Raw genomic sequence first — 15,244 nt, 5'->3', positions numbered from 1 at the left:
TCGGAGAAGAAGCATCAGCCGCGAGCCTCGCTTCTGCTCCCTCTCCCCTCCGGGGAGAGGGTTGGGGTGAGGGGGCGGGGCTCGCGAAGATGTTGGCTTGGGCTGGGTGAAAGCTCTTGGTTTTCTTGAAGATCGAAAGAATCGCACGCGCACCGTTCCCCGCAAGCTCCGGCGCCTCACCCCAGCCCTCTTCCCAGAGCCTCACCCCAGCCCTCTCCCCGGAGGGGAGAGGGAGTAAGGCTACGGCCTGACCCGACGCTGCTCGCGCAGGGTCGTCATCGCCTCGGAGAAGAAGCATCAGCCGCGAGCCTCGCTTCTGCTCCCTCTACCCTCTGGGGAGAGGGAGCAAGGGTTACCGCCTGACCGGATGCTGCTCGCGCAGGATCTTCACCACGTCGGGGAAGGAGAACCAGGCGGGGATCTCGCTGCCCTCGCGCAGGCGGCGCCGCAGTTCGGTGCCGGAGATGTCGCGCACCTCGTCGACAGGCGTTACCTCGTTGACGGGGATGTAGGCGTCGCGGTTGACCGCATACACCATCGCCGGGAACGGCACGATGCGGATGCCGAGTTCGTCCTGGTGCTGCTCCAGCAGCTGCTGGGCTTCGTACGGTCCATAGAACGGCTTGCCGCTGGCGTCCTTGCCCGGCCCGGCATGGTCGCGCCCGACGATGAAGTGGCTGGCGCCGTAGTTCTTGCGGATGAGCGCGTGCCACATCGCTTCGCGCGGGCCGCCCATGCGCATGGCCAGCGGCAGCAGCGAGAGCTTGGCCTGGCCTTCGGGATAGTGCGCCAGCAGCGCACGGTAGCAGCGCACGCGGGTGGAGTAATCGACGTCGTCCGGTTTGGTACGGCCGACCGAGGGCTGGATCAGCAGGCGGGCGCCAACCTGCTCGGCGGCGCGCAGGGTCAGCTCGCGATGCGCGCGATGCATGGGGTTGCGGGTCTGGAAGGCGACGATGCGGCTCCAGCCGTTGGCCTCGAACCAGGCGCGCAGGCTGCGCGGGGTGTCGCGCAGTTCGGCGAAGTCCGGGTGCGCGGGCGGCTGGATGCCGGTCACGCGGCCGCCCAGGTAGACCGGCCGGGTACGCTCGAGCAATTCGGCCACGCCCGGGTGCGTGCGGTCGCTGGTGCCGAATACGTGCAGCGCCTCGTGCCGGCGGTCCGGCCAATAGATGTCACGCACCTGGAGTACGGCCAGCGGTCGGCCTTCGCCATCGCGCAACACCACCTCGCTGCCGGGCGAGAGGCCGGCCGAGAATGCCTCGTCCACGTCCAGCGTGATCGGCATCGGCCACAGCGCGCCGTCGGCCAGGCGCATGTTCTCGACCACACCGCTGTAGTCGCGGCGGTCGAGGAAACCTTCCAGCGGCGAGAACGCCCCCGACAGCAGCAATTCCAGGTCGCATAGCTGGCGCGTATCGAGTTGCAGCGATGGCAAGGTATCGACGCGCTGCTTCAGCGCCTCGGCCTCCTCCGGCGGCAGGTAGAGATCCTTGAGCCGGCCACCATGCGGCTCGATCAGCCGGCCGGTGGCGCCGGTATCCGCGAAGGCCGTCACGCGCATGTCGCCTGTCCTCCCATGACCGATCCCTGCCCAAGGCTAGTGCAGCGCTCAGACGATATTGTGCAGGCCGCATTCACGCTTGAGACCGAAGAAGCGGGTGTCTTCCGGATCCATTCCCGGCTCCCAGCGGTGGCTGGTGTGCACATCGCCGATCGAGGTGTAGCCTTGGTCCCACAGCGGGTGATACGGCAAGCCGTGGCGCTTGAGGTAAATCCCCACGTCGCGATCGAGCCAGTCGGCCAGCGGATGGAATTTCCAGCGGCCATGGCGATGCTCGGCGAAGGCCACGTCGGCGCGGGTGCGCGCCTGGCTGCGGCGCAGGCCGGCGAACCAGCCGACGGCGCCCAGCTCGGCCAGCGCCCGCTGCATCGGCTCGACCTTGCGCATCCGGTTGTAGCGGTCCAGGCCCTCGATGCCCTGCTCCCACAGCCGGCCGTGGCGGGCCTCCATCCAGGCCGGGCCCAGCGGGGCGCGGTAGGTCTTGAGGTTGAGATCGAAGCGCGCGGCGAGCTCATCGACGAAGCGGTAGGTTTCCGCAAACAGGTAGCCGGTGTCGATCAGCACCACCGGGATATCCGGCCGCTGCCGCGTGACCATGTGCAGCGACACGGCCGCCTGCGCACCGAAACTGGACGACAGCACGTGCTCGCCCGGCACGTGCTCCAGCGCCCAGGCGACGCGGGCCTCGGCGTCGAGCCCGGCCAGCCGCGCGTTGACTTCGGCCAGCGCCTGCGGCTCCCGCGCGGCTTGCCGGAACAGCGCCGCGCTCATGCGCTCACCTCGGTCGGAATGTGCCGCGCAGGTGAGCCACCGGCCAGGACACCGCAGCGCAGAAGGAAGTCGCCGAAACCCTCGCCTGCCGTGCGTTCGGCGGCATAACGGGCGAACAGCGGTTCGAGCGCGTCGAGAATGGCCGCTTCGTCCACGTTCTCCCGGTACAGGCGATTGAGGCGCTGGCCGACGGCGTCGGCACCCAGTCGCAGGTCGTAGCGGCCGGGGGCGCGGCCGACCAGCGCGATCTCGCCCAGGTACGGCCGCGAGCAGCCATTGGGGCAGCCGGACAGGCGCAGCAGGATCGGCGCATCGCACAGGCCGTGGCGATCCAGCCGCGCCTCGAGTTTCTCCAGGAGCGTCGGCAGGTAGCGCTCGCTCTCGGCCATGGCGAGCCCGCAGGTGGGCAGCGCCACGCAGGCGATGGCGTGGCGGCGGATGGCGCTCTGGCGGCGGTAGCCGTCCATGCCGTGCGCCGCGACGATGGCGTCGATGCGCGCGCGGTCGCCCGCCTCCACGTTGGCGATGATCACGTTCTGGTTGCAGGTGAGGCGGAAATCGCCGGTGTGCACGCCGGCCAGCTCGCGCATGCCGCTGAGCAGCCTTTGTTCGCCGCGATCCTGCAGGCGGCCTGACTCGATGTGCAGGGTCAGGTGCCAGCGGCCGTCCTCGCCCTGCAGCCAGCCGTAGCGGTCGCCGTTGTGGTCGAAGCGGTAGGGCCGCACCGGCTGCAGGGCGAAGCCCAGGCGGCGTTCCAGTTCGGCCTTGAACACGTCGGTGCCGCGGTCGTCGAGTGTGTACTTCAGGCGCGCGTGCTTGCGCTCGCTGCGGTCGCCCCAGTCGCGCTGGATCGCGATGATCTGCCCGGCGGCATCGCGCAGCTGGTCGGGCGTGACGAAGCCGATCACCTCGGCCAGGCGCGGATAGGTCGCCGGATCGCCGTGCGTGGCGCCCATGCCGCCGCCAATGGCGAGGTTGAAACCGGCGAGCCTGCCATCCTCGGCGATCGCGATCAGCCCCAGGTCCTGCGCGAACACGTCGATGTCGTTGAGCGGCGGGATGGCCAGGCCGATCTTGAACTTGCGCGGCAGATAGGCCTTGCCGTACAGCGGCTCGGGCTCCGGCTCGCCGGCCAGCTTTTCGCCGTCCAGCCACAGCTCGTGGTACGCGGTGGTCCGCGGCGCCAGTTCTTCGGAGAGTTTCGCCGCCCAGGCATAGGCCTCGGCATGCGCCGCCGACTGCACCGGCAGCGGCGTGCTGACCACGTTGCGCAGCACGTCGCCGCAGGCGGCGATGGTGCTGGCCATGGCGTGGTGGATCGCCGCGATGGTGGCTTTCAGGTCGCGCTTGAGGATGCCGTGCCACTGGAAGGTCTGCCGCGTGGTGATGCGCAGGCCGCTGCTGGCGTATTCGCTGGCAAGCCGGTCGAACACCCGCCACTGCGCCGGCGTGACCACGCCGCCGGGCAGTCGGGCGCGCAGCATGAAGGCGTACAGCGGTTCGAGCTTTTGCCTGCGGCGTTCCTCGCGCAGTTCGCGGTCGTCCTGCTGGTAGCTGCCGTGGAACTTCAGCAGCTTGGTATCGGCCGCGCCGATGGCGCCGGTGACGGCGTCGGCCAGGCCCTCGGCGATGGAGCCGCGCAGTTGCCGGCTCGCTGCCTTGATGTGTTCGAGTTCGGAGAGCGTGGGCATCGGTCAGTACACGTCGCGGACGTAGCGTCCCTGGGTGAGAAGGTCGGCGAGCCAGGCACTGGCCGCGTCGGGGGAATGGCCGCCATGCGCGACGGCAATATCGATCAATGCATCGTGCACATCCCTGGCCATGTGGCTGGCGTCGCCACATACGTACAGGTGCGCGCCGTCTTCCAGCCAGGCGTAGAGCTGCCTGCCCTGTTCCCGCAAACGATGCTGGACATAGGTCTTGCGCGCGCCGTCGCGCGAGAAGGCGAGATCGAGCCGATGCAGCGCACCGCTCTTCAGCGCTTCCTGCCATTCCACCTGGTAGAGGAAATCGCGGGTGAAATGGCGGTTGCCAAAGAACAGCCAGTTGCGCCCGCGGGCGCCGGTTTCGCGGCGGTCCTGCACGAAGGCGCGGAACGGCGCCACGCCGGTGCCCGGGCCGATCATGATGATGTCGCGGGCATCGTCGGCCGGCAGCCGGAAGCGGTCGTTGGATTCGATGAACACCGGCACGGTGGCGTCTTCGGCCAGCGCCGAGAGAAAGGCCGAAGCGGCACCCCAGTGCGGCGCGCCAAAGGCTTCGTACTCGATTCGCGCGACCGTCAGGTGCACCTCCGCCTCGCCGACTGCGCGCGGGCTGGAAGCGATCGAGTACAGCCGCGGCGTGAGCGGGCGCAGCGCAGCGACCAGGTCGGACGCGCGCCAGGGGCCGGGGTAGCGGTGCAGCAAGTCGATCGGCTGATGGCTGGCCAGCAGCCCGGCGAACGCGGCAGCGTGCTCCGTGCGCAGCACGCGCATCAGGTCGGCATGGCCGCTGGCGGCGGCGTGCGCCGCGACGAAGGCGCGGGTGAGCCGGGTCAGCTCGCATTCCTGGCCGAGCCATTGCGCCAGCGGCAGCGTGCGGCCCGCGTGCGCGACGTCCTCGCCACCGTCCAGCCGCAACGCCTGCAGCCACTGTCCGACCAGCGCAGGCGGATTGGTGGGCCGGATGCCGATGGCATCGCCGGGTGCATAGCGCAGCCCCGAGCCTTCCAGCGACAGCTCCAGGTGATGCACGGCGCGCGCGCTGTCGCGCGAGACGATGCGCTGGTTGGCCAGCACGCTGGCGGCGAACGGTTGCTCGCGCGACGGCAGGCCGCGCCCACCCGGTGCGGGCACGGTGGCGCTGCGCACGGTAGCGGGCGTGGCCGTGCCGAGCGACTGGCGGGCCTGCTCCAGCGCACCGACCGACCAGGGCGCGGCGGACGCATCGATATCGACGTCCGCTTCGCCCAGCGGCGCGAAGCGGGTGGCGCCGAGTTCGGCCAGGCGCTCGTCCAACTGGCGGCCGATCGCGCAGAACTGCGGATAGCTCGAATCGCCCAGTCCCAGCACCGCGTAGCGCAGGCCCGTCAGCCGGGGCGCGCGCTTGCCGGCGATGAACTCGACCAGGCCGCGGGCGTCGTCCGGCGGCTCGCCCTCGCCCTGCGTGCTGATCACGATCAGCAGGTGCGTTTCCTTCGCCAGTTCGCGCAGCGGGTAGGCATCGGCGCGAATCAGCCGCACGGGCAAGCCACCCGACTCGCTGCGCGCGGCGAACTGTTCGGCCAGGCGCTTGGCGTTGCCGGTCTGGCTGCCGTAGAGAAGGGTCAGGCGCGAGGGATCCGGCGCTGTCGCCGGCGCGGTGTCCGCGCGCCGCAGGCCGTGCCGTGCCTGCCCTGCGCGGGCGGCGCTCCAGGCGGCGATCCAGTACAGCTCGTCGGCGGCCAGTCCGTCGACCAGCCGTGCGAGCAAGGAGGTCTTTTCCGCACTCAGGGCGACGGGCAACGGCTCCGGGGCAACCAGCGCATTCACGCGTTCTTGTCCTTTTGGACGTCTCAATGGAGGGCCCGGACAATCTAGGGCGTCGTGTCGGCGCCAGGGAAAGGACAGCTCGGCATGTGCATATACCAGGCCCTCATTTCCGCGCATGGGCAGCGCTTTGAATACTCCAGCGACCCCCTCGCCTTCGCGCATCGATGACTGTCCCTGTCGAGTTCCTCACTTTCGCCGCCGTCGGCGCGTTGGCACAGCTGGTCGACGGCGCGCTGGGAATGGCCTACGGCGTGGCGTCGGCGGCGATGCTGCTGGGCCTGGGCGTGCCGCCGGTGACTGCCACCGCGAGCGTGCACCAGGCCGAGGCCTTCACCTGCGGCGCGTCGGGCCTGAGCCACTGGCTCGCCGGCAACGTGCGCTGGCGGCTGTTCTGGATGCTGGCCATTCCCGGTGTGATCGGCGCGGTGGTCGGTGCCGCGGTGGTGGTGCACGTGCCGGCGGACTGGATGCGCCTGGCGCTGACGCCCTACCTGCTGGGCATGGGCGTGTTCCTGCTGTTGCGCGGCGCGCTGGGTCGCCCGCCGGGCCCGGACGTGCCGCGCGGCACGCCGGTGCTTGGCCTGGGTGCTGGCTTTGCCGACGCGATCGCCGGCGGCGGCTGGAGCGCGCTGACCGTGACCACGCTGGTCGCCCGCGGCGCCACGCCGCGCATGGTGATCGGCACCGTGCACCTGGCCAAGTGCGTGGTGAGTATCGCCGCCAGCCTGAGCTTTTTGCTGATGATCGGCCTCAGCCATGGCACGGCGGTGCTCGGGCTGATCGCCGGCGGCGTGCTGGCCGCGCCGGTGGGCGCGGTGTTCGCCCGGCGCATGCCGGCGCGGGTGGCCACGGTGATGGCGGCGATCGCGGTATTGGGGCTGGGCGTGAGCAACGTCGTGAAGGCGTTCGGTTAGACGCAGCCTCCGCTGCAGGCACGCCTTACAATGCGCGGATGAACGACCCACTCCCCATCGAAGTCCGCGGCTCGGCGAAACAGCCGCTCGGCATGACGCCCGCGCAGTTCCTGCGCGACTACTGGCAGAAGCACCCGCTGCTGATCCGCAACGCCTTCCCCGGTTTCCAGCCACCGCTGCAGCCGGACGACCTGGGCGGCCTGGCCTGCGAGGACGGCGCGCTGTCGCGGCTGATCGTGCACGACGACAAGCGCGATCGCTGGTCGGTGAAGAGCGGTCCGCTCGACGAGGCCGATTTCGCCCGCACACCCGAGAGCAACTGGACCCTGCTGGTGCAGGACGTGGACAAGTGGGACGCCGACGTGGCGCAATTGCTGGAGCACTTCCGCTTCCTGCCCAGCTGGCGCGTCGACGACGTGATGGTGTCCTACGCCGAACCGGGCGGCGGCGTCGGTGCGCACGTCGACCAGTACGACGTGTTCCTGCTGCAGGGCCTGGGCCAGCGGCACTGGGCGATCAGCACCGACCCGGACGCGCCGAAGGATTTCCGTCCCGACATCGAGCTCAAGCAGCTGGCGCACTTCGAGCCCACGCACGAATGGCTGCTGGAACCGGGCGACATGCTCTACCTGCCGCCGGGCGTGCCGCACGACGGCGTGGCCTTCGGCGGCCCGTGCATGACCTTCTCCATTGGCATGCGCGCGCCGTCCCGGGCCGAACTGACCGGCGACCTGGCCGACTACCTGGCCGAGCGGCTGGACGAATCGCAGCGCTATACCGACCCGGATCTTGCCCCGGCGCGCGCCGCTGGCGAAATCGACGCGGCGGCGCTCGCGCGCCTGCGTACCGCGCTGCCGTTCGCCAGCGCGCTGGACGAGGACGGCCTGCGCGACTGGTTCGGCCGCTTCATCACCCGCTACCGCAACGCGCAGACACCCGCGCCGCCGGCCCGGCCGATGACCCTGCCCGTCCTGCGCAAGCGCCTGGCAGAGGGCGCGGCATTGCTGCGCCATCCCTGGTCGCGGCTGGCCTGGAGCCGTGGCCGGCGCGGCGCGGTGCTGTTTGCCAATGGCCTGGCCTACCCTGCCCCGGTCGAGCTGGCTCGCCGGCTATGCGCCGAGCGCACGCTCGCCTTCGAAGACGTGCCCGGGGACGATGGATCGGCACTGCTGCTCGCACTCGTCAACGACGGCCACCTGGTGCCGCGCAAGGGGCGGCGGTGACCCTGGAGGCCGACGGCTCCGACAACCTGCTGCCGGCAGGCGACGCTGCCGAACTGGCTGCCGCGCGCCTCGCCCTGCTGGCGCAGGCGCGTCGGCAGGTGGATATCCGCCTGCCACGCCTGGACGCCACCACATATGCCGGCACCGGGGAGCTCGCCGAACTGCGCCGCCTCGCCACCGCTGGCCGCGGCGCGCAGATCCGCCTGCTGCTGAGCGAACCGGCCGCCGCGCTGCGCGACAGCCATCGACTGATCCTGCTGATGCAACGGTTGCCCAGCGTGATCCTGGTGCGCGTGCCGGTCGAGGAGATCGACCTGGGCAACCCCTCGTCCTGCCTGCTCACCGACGCCGGCGGCTACCTGTTCCTGCCCGATGCCGAACGCCCGCAGGGCCGCGCCGCACTGGCCGATCGCCCGGGCTGGGCGCCGCTGCGCCAGCAGTTCGACGAAATGTGGGAGCGCGCCGAGCGCGCGCGCATCCTGCAACCACTGGATCTGTAGGGCGGGCGTAGGATGGGCTTCGGCCCACCGTTTCCTTGCAGCGAGATCGACGGTGGGTTGAAGCCCACCCTGTGCGTCAGGATGTCTTCCGGTTCTTGCGCCCGATCGCCACGATGATGACCGCAAAGGCGGCCAGCCGGATCAGGTAGGCGAAGCTGCGGTCTTCGAAATAGACGTTGGTGACCGCGATGAGGCTCTGCGCCAGGCCCAGCAACCCGAACGCCAGCGAGAAGGCCAGGAACAGCGTGTCGCGGGTGCGCCGCCAGAAACGCAGGAAGAACAGGCTCGCGGCAAAGAAGCCGAGCGTGACCGCGCCGGAGAGGTAATAGATCAGCAGCGTCATTCCCCTTCTCCGTTCCAGATGAAGCCGAACAGCAATGTCGCCACCGCCGCCAGCGAGAGCAGGGAACGCGGGACCGCAAGGTCGACCGAACCGGGAAAAACGATCAGGTCCAGCACCAGCAGCAGGTTCTGCATCGCCAGCAGCAGGAAGCACAGCGCGCTCCAGAACAGCAACCCTGCGCGGGTGCGATGGAAACTTCGACCCAGCATCACCGCACAGACCGTGCTGGCGAGGAAGCACAACAGGTAGACCGCCGGTGCGAAGTATTGGGACACGCGCTAGTCCTTGCGGAAGCGGAAAGCGTCGGCGAACGCGACGAGGTTGTCTGACCGGGATCGCATGATCAGGCGCAACACGGCATCGGGAGAACGGACGTAGAGCGCCTGCGAGGCCTCGACCAGCTCGTGCAGATCTTCGGAGGCGGGGCCGTAGCGCACCAGATCGTCGCTTTCGCGCACGATCAGGCCGGCGGCGTGGAGCGATTCCACGGCCTGGCTTACGACCAATTCGCTGGCTCGCAACGCGTCGACCAGTTCCGGGGAAGACCAGCAGCGCGCGGGATCGCGCAGCAGCAGGAACAGCAGCTCCATCGACCAGATGGACCGGAATGTCGACCGCAGGAAACCGGCTACATCCTTCTCCAATGGCATTCCGACAATTGCCCCCTTGTCTGACGGATCAACGTGAGCTTGCCCCTCCCACCCAAAAGCCGATCCCGAACGGAGCGACCTGCTGCAAATGGCCGCTCGCATTCTATGGTCTGGCTTCCGGGAAGCCAACCCGGCCCATGCTATAAAGTTCGGCGGCCTAGAGGCCCGATGTACCACCAGGCAAGGAATGCCGTGGGGAGGCGTGAATCCGGACAGGCGCGACCATGTCGCAGAACGGGCACCTGCGTGGCGCGTTTTTCGTCCGGGCGCGTAGCCTTCGCATAGGACCGGTTGAAGCATGGGTTCAGCGTGGGACGCGCAACCTCGGCGGCTTGCCCTCCAATCGCCAGGCGCCACCCCACAAAGGGATTCATGATTCGACCTGGGCGGGACTGTCACGACGGGAGACTCATGTGAACGCCGAAATTCGCCAAGAACGGGTCGACCGCCCCCAACTCATCGCCGCCCTGCACAGCCTGCGCAGCGGCGACTTCAGCGTGCGCCTGCCCGAGAACGGCCCGGACGCCGACCCCGAAGTGGCCAGGCTGTTCAATGAGGTGGTCGGCTTCAACCGGCAGCTCACCGAGGAGCTCGAGCGGCTTTCGGTCGTGGTCGGCAAGGAAGGCCGCATCAACCAGCGCGGCCGCGTCAAGGCCGCCACCGGCGGCTGGGAAAGCGCGATCCGCTCGGTCAACAACCTGATCGAGGACATGGTCCAGCCCACCGCGGAGGTCGCGCGCGTGATCGGCGCGGTGGCCAAGGGCAACCTGTCGCAGACCATGACGGTGGAGATCGATGGCCGCCCGCTGCGCGGCGAGTTCCTGCGCATCGGCAAGGTGGTCAATACGATGGTGGCGCAGCTGGCCTCGTTCGCTTCCGAGGTCACCCGCGTGGCGCGCGAAGTCGGCACCGAGGGCAAGCTCGGTGGCCAGGCGACCGTGAAGGGCGTGGCCGGCACCTGGAAGGACCTGACCGACAACGTCAACGCGATGGCCACCAACCTCACCGGCCAGGTGCGCAACATCGCCGAGGTGACCACCGCGGTGGCCTCCGGCGATTTGTCAAAAAAAATCACGGTGGAGGTCAAGGGCGAGATCCTCGAGCTCAAGAACACCATCAACACCATGGTGGACCAGCTCAACTCGTTCGCCTCCGAAGTGACCCGCGTGGCGCGCGAGGTGGGTACCGAAGGCAAGCTCGGCGGCCAGGCCCAGGTGCCGGGCGTCGCCGGCACCTGGAAGGACCTCACCGACAACGTCAACCTGATGGCCGACAACCTCACCGGGCAGGTGCGCAACATCGCCGAGGTGACCACGGCGGTGGCGCGCGGCGACCTGTCCAAGAAGATCACGGTGGAGGTCAAGGGCGAGATTCTCGCGCTCAAGGACACCATCAACGTGATGGTGGACCAGCTGAACTCGTTCGCCTCAGAAGTGACCCGCGTGGCCCGCGAAGTGGGTACCGAGGGCAAGCTCGGCGGCCAGGCGCAGGTACCCGGCGTGGCCGGCACGTGGGCCGACCTGACCGACAACGTCAACCTGATGGCCGACAACCTCACCGGCCAGGTGCGCAACATCGCTGAGGTGACCACCGCGGTGGCCTCGGGCGACCTCTCCAAGAAGATCACGGTGGAGGTCAAGGGCGAGATCCTGGAACTGAAGAACACCATCAACACGATGGTGGACCAGTTGAACGCATTCGCCTCGGAAGTGACCCGCGTGGCGCGCGAGGTGGGCACCGAGGGCAAGCTCGGTGGCCAGGCGACCGTGCCCGGCGTAGCCGGCACCTGGGCCGACCTGACCGACAACGTCAACCTGATGGCCGACAACCTCACCGGCCAGGTGCGCAACATCGCCGAGGTGACCGTGGCGGTGGCCCGCGGCGATCTTTCCAAGAAGATCACCGTGGACGTCAAGGGCGAGATCCTCACGCTCAAGGACACCATCAACACGATGGTGGACCAGCTCAACTCGTTCGCCTCCGAAGTGACCCGCGTGGCGCGCGAAGTGGGCTCCGAAGGCAAGCTCGGCGGCCAGGCGCAGGTACCGGGCGTCGCCGGCACCTGGAAGGACCTGACCGACAACGTCAACCTGATGGCCGGCAACCTCACCGGCCAGGTGCGCAACATCGCCGAGGTGACCACCGCGGTGGCGCGTGGCGACCTGTCCAAGAAGATCACGGTGGAGGTCAAGGGCGAGATCCTGGAGCTGAAGAACACCATCAACGTGATGGTGGACCAGCTCAACGCGTTCGCCTCCGAGGTGACCCGCGTGGCCCGCGAGGTGGGTTCGGAAGGCAAGCTCGGTGGCCAGGCGCGGGTGGAAGGCGTCGGCGGCACCTGGAAGGACCTGACCGACAACGTCAACGCGATGGCGGCCAACCTCACCGGCCAGGTGCGCAACATCGCCGAGGTGACCACCGCGGTGGCACTGGGTGATCTGTCCAAGAAGATCACCGTGGACGTCAAGGGCGAGATCCTGGAGCTGAAGAACACCATCAATACGATGGTCGATCAGCTCAATTCGTTCGCCTCCGAAGTGACCCGCGTGGCGCGCGAGGTGGGTACCGAAGGCAAGCTCGGCGGCCAGGCGCAGGTGCGCGGCGTGGCCGGCACCTGGGCCGATCTCACCGACAACGTCAACCTGATGGCCGAAAACCTCACCGGCCAGGTGCGCAACATCGCGGACGTCACCACCGCGGTGGCCCGCGGCGACCTGTCCAGGAAGATCACGGTGGACGTCAAGGGCGAGATCGCCGCGCTCAAGGACACCATCAACGTGATGGTCGACCAGTTGAACTCGTTTGCCTCCGAGGTGACCCGCGTGGCCCGCGAAGTGGGCACCGAGGGCAAGCTCGGCGGGCAGGCGCAGGTGCCCGGCGTGGGCGGCACCTGGAAGGACCTGACCGACAACGTCAACCTGATGGCCACCAACCTGACCAACCAGGTGCGCGGCATCGCCGAGGTGGTGACCGCGGTGGCGCAGGGCAACCTCAAGCGCAAGCTGGCGGTGGACGCCAAGGGCGAGATCGCCGCGCTGGCCGAAACCATCAACGGCATGATCGAGACGCTCGCCACCTTCGCCGACCAGGTCACCAACATGGCGCGCGAGGTGGGCATCGAGGGCAAGCTCGGCGGCCAGGCGCGCGTGCCCGGCGCCGCGGGCCTGTGGCGCGACCTCACCGACAACGTCAATCAGCTCGCCGCCAACCTGACCAACCAGGTGCGCTCGATCGCCGACGTGGCGACCGCGGTGACCAAGGGCGACCTCTCGCGCTCGATCGCGGTGGCGGCTTCGGGCGAGATGGCCGCGCTGAAGGACAACATCAACGAGATGATCCGCAACCTCAAGGACCAGACCTTGAAGAATGCGGAGCAGGACTGGCTCAAGACCAACCTGGCGCGCTTCTCGCGCATGCTGCAGGGCGTGCGCGACCTGGCGACGGTGTCCAACCTGATCATGTCGGAGCTCGCGCCGCTGGTGAACGCGCAATACGGCGTGTTCTACGTGGCCCGCCGCGAGGACAACGAAACGGTTCTGGACCTGGTCGCCAGCTACGGCGCCGAGAGCAAGGACCAGCTCAAGCCGACCTTCAAGCTGCGCGAAGGCCTGGTCGGCCAGTGCGCCGCCGACAAGCGGGCGATGCTGCTGACCGACATTCCCGACAATTTCATCCGCATCGGCTCGGGGCTGGGCCATGCGGCGCCGGCCAACGTGACGATCCTGCCGGCGCTGTTCGAGGACGACGTCAAGGCGGTGATCGAGCTGGCCTCGTTCAACCGCTTCAACGAGACCCACCAGAACTTCCTCGACCAGTTGATGGAATCGGTCGGCATCGTGCTCAACACCATCGCCGCCACGATGCGTACCGAGGGCCTTCTGCAGCAATCGCAGTTGCTCACCACGGAACTGCAGGCGCGCCAGACCGAGCTGACCACCAAGCAGGAAGAGCTGCACACGACCAACGAGGAACTGCAGGAAAAGGCGCAACTGCTGGAGAACGAGAAGAAGCAGGTGGAGGCCAAGAACTTCGAGATCGAGATGGCCCGCCGCGCGGTGGAGGAAAAGGCCGAGCAGTTGTCGCTCACCTCCAAGTACAAGTCCGAATTCCTGGCCAACATGAGCCACGAGCTGCGCACCCCGCTCAATTCGCTGCTGATCCTTTCGCGCCTGCTGGCGGACAACCCGCAGGGCAACCTGAGCGAAAAGCAGACCGAGTTCGCCCGCACCATCCACTCGGCCGGCTCCGACCTGCTGAACCTGATCAACGACATCCTGGATCTGTCCAAGATCGAGTCCGGCACGGTTTCCATCGAGATCGGCGACATGCCGCTCAGCGGGCTCAAGCTGCACATGGAACGCACCTTCCGCCAGCTGGCCAGCGACAAGAACCTGGAGTTCAGGGCGGAGTTCGATCCGGCGCTGCCGGCGTCCATCCGCACCGACGAGAAGCGCCTGCAGCAGGTGGTGCTCAACCTGCTCTCCAACGCCTTCAAGTTCACCGGCGAAGGCAGCGTCACACTGGCCGTGCGCCCGGTCACCGGCGGCTGGAGCCCCCACCACCCGGTGCTGCGCTACGCCGAGCGCGCGATCGAGATCGACGTCGTCGACACCGGCATCGGCATTCCGAAGGACAAGCAGAAACTGATCTTCGAAGCCTTCCAGCAGGCCGACGGCACCACCAGCCGAAAGTACGGCGGCACCGGCCTGGGCCTGTCGATCAGCCGCGAGATCGCGCGCCTGATCGGCGGCGAACTGCAGGTGCGCTCGACCCAAGGCGAGGGCTCGACTTTTACCCTGTTCGTGCCGCTGGAGGCCGTCTCGCCGGCCGCCCTGCCCTTGGGCAACTCCAACGCGCGCTACGACAACAGCGGCGCCATGGTTCCCAGCGCCCTGCCCGCGCCGACAGAGGTCGCCGACGATCGCGACGCGCTGGGCGATGCCCCGTTCGTGCTGATCGTCGAGGATGACCCGACCTTTGCCTCGGTGCTGCTCGACATTGCCCGCGAGGCCGGGCTCAAGGGCGTGGTGTCCACTGCCGGCGCCGGCACCCTGGCGTTGGCGCGCAAGCTGCAGCCGAACGCGATCACGCTGGACCTGGGCCTGTCGGACATCGACGGTTTCGTGCTGCTGGACCTGCTCAAGCACGACCCGCAGACCCAGCACGTGCCGATCCAGGTGATCTCCGGCGCGGACAAACTCGATGCCGCGCTCAGTCTGGGCGCATTCGACGTGACCGAAAAGCCGGCCGCCTCGGAGGAGCTGGCCGGGCTGTTCGGCCGTCTGGCCGACCACGTCCGCCAGTCGCCCACGGCGCGTCCGGGCGACGCACCGGCCGGCGGCCTGCGCCCGGTGCTGGAACTGCGCGGCGCGCGCGTGCTCATCGTCGACGACGACATCCGCAACATCTATTCGCTGACCAGCGTGCTGGAAAGCCACGGCGTGGAAGTGCTGCATGCCGAAGGCGGCCGCGAGGGCATCGCGATACTGGAACAGACCCCGGGCATCGACATCGCGCTGATCGACATCATGATGCCGGAGATGGACGGCTACGAAACGATGCAGCAGATCCGCGCCCAGCCCGCGCTCGCCGACGTGCCGCTGATCGCGGTTACCGCCAAGGCGATGAAGGGCGATCGCCAGAAATGCCTGGACGCGGGCGCCTCCGACTACATCGCCAAGCCGGTGGACATCGAACTGCTGTTGGCCCTGCTGCGCGTGTGGTTGGCCCGCTCGCGCGAGCAGGCTTCCGCCGTCGCGCTGTAGCG

General features: G+C 68.4%; 11 protein-coding genes. 4 read left to right on the top strand and 7 right to left on the bottom strand.

The features are described from left to right. Nucleotides 1-352: 352 nt before the first annotated feature. From sat to OSC30_RS15780, 4 genes are read right to left on the bottom strand one after another with little or no spacing between them, the layout of a single operon-like run. Complete coding sequence (gene sat / locus OSC30_RS15795; protein WP_267172824.1) at nucleotides 353-1,564, bottom strand: sulfate adenylyltransferase; 1,212 nt, start codon at nucleotides 1,562-1,564, stop codon at nucleotides 353-355. Between the two features lie 48 nt (nucleotides 1,565-1,612). Beyond that, complete coding sequence (locus OSC30_RS15790; RefSeq protein ID WP_267172823.1) at nucleotides 1,613-2,335, bottom strand: phosphoadenylyl-sulfate reductase; 723 nt, start codon at nucleotides 2,333-2,335, stop codon at nucleotides 1,613-1,615. Next, nucleotides 2,332-4,026, bottom strand: a complete 1,695-nt coding sequence (cysI, locus tag OSC30_RS15785) for an assimilatory sulfite reductase (NADPH) hemoprotein subunit (RefSeq protein ID WP_267172822.1) — start codon at nucleotides 4,024-4,026, stop codon at nucleotides 2,332-2,334. The genes OSC30_RS15790 and cysI overlap by 4 nt, the downstream gene beginning before the upstream one ends. 3 nt (nucleotides 4,027-4,029) lie before the next feature. Then, a complete protein-coding gene (locus OSC30_RS15780) occupies nucleotides 4,030-5,847 on the bottom strand; it encodes an assimilatory sulfite reductase (NADPH) flavoprotein subunit (protein WP_425474759.1) in 1,818 nt (605 codons plus the stop codon). Nucleotides 5,848-6,011: 164 nt separating this feature from the next. Between OSC30_RS15780 and OSC30_RS15775 the strand changes: the two genes are divergently transcribed. The 3 genes from OSC30_RS15775 to OSC30_RS15765 are packed head-to-tail and all read left to right on the top strand — an operon-like array spanning nucleotide 6,012 to nucleotide 8,484. After that, complete coding sequence (locus OSC30_RS15775; RefSeq protein WP_267172821.1) at nucleotides 6,012-6,761, top strand: sulfite exporter TauE/SafE family protein; 750 nt, start codon at nucleotides 6,012-6,014, stop codon at nucleotides 6,759-6,761. Nucleotides 6,762-6,799: 38 nt separating this feature from the next. Beyond that, on the top strand, nucleotides 6,800-7,984 hold the full coding sequence (locus OSC30_RS15770) for a ribosomal protein uL16 3-hydroxylase (protein WP_267172820.1): 1,185 nt from the start codon (nucleotides 6,800-6,802) through the stop codon (nucleotides 7,982-7,984). Further along, nucleotides 7,981-8,484 carry a DUF7931 domain-containing protein gene (locus OSC30_RS15765; RefSeq protein WP_267172819.1) on the top strand — a complete coding sequence of 168 codons (504 nt, stop codon included), beginning with the start codon at nucleotides 7,981-7,983 and terminating at the stop codon, nucleotides 8,482-8,484. Before OSC30_RS15770 ends, OSC30_RS15765 begins: the two co-directional genes overlap by 4 nt. 76 nt (nucleotides 8,485-8,560) lie before the next feature. Here OSC30_RS15765 and OSC30_RS15760 read toward each other — a convergent pair whose 3' ends face one another. The 3 genes from OSC30_RS15760 to OSC30_RS15750 are packed head-to-tail and all read right to left on the bottom strand — an operon-like array spanning nucleotide 8,561 to nucleotide 9,417. Then, nucleotides 8,561-8,827, bottom strand: coding sequence for a DUF5985 family protein (locus OSC30_RS15760; protein ID WP_267172818.1), 267 nt, complete (start codon nucleotides 8,825-8,827; stop codon nucleotides 8,561-8,563). Further along, nucleotides 8,824-9,102, bottom strand: coding sequence for a DUF5985 family protein (locus OSC30_RS15755; RefSeq protein ID WP_267172817.1), 279 nt, complete (start codon nucleotides 9,100-9,102; stop codon nucleotides 8,824-8,826). Before OSC30_RS15755 ends, OSC30_RS15760 begins: the two co-directional genes overlap by 4 nt. A 3-nt stretch (nucleotides 9,103-9,105) precedes the next feature. After that, a complete protein-coding gene (locus OSC30_RS15750; RefSeq protein ID WP_267172816.1) occupies nucleotides 9,106-9,417 on the bottom strand; it encodes a hypothetical protein in 312 nt (103 codons plus the stop codon). Between the two features lie 473 nt (nucleotides 9,418-9,890). Between OSC30_RS15750 and OSC30_RS15745 the strand changes: the two genes are divergently transcribed. Next, nucleotides 9,891-15,242, top strand: a complete 5,352-nt coding sequence (locus OSC30_RS15745) for a HAMP domain-containing protein (RefSeq protein WP_267172815.1) — start codon at nucleotides 9,891-9,893, stop codon at nucleotides 15,240-15,242. The last annotated feature ends 2 nt before the right edge of the window (nucleotides 15,243-15,244 follow it).

The organism is Frateuria hangzhouensis (assembly GCF_026410505.1).
In the GTDB taxonomy this organism is placed as follows: domain Bacteria; phylum Pseudomonadota; class Gammaproteobacteria; order Xanthomonadales; family Rhodanobacteraceae; genus Frateuria_A; species Frateuria_A hangzhouensis.
The sequence above is the reverse complement of the archived record's forward strand: the minus strand, read 5'-3'. Positions and strand labels throughout refer to the sequence as shown.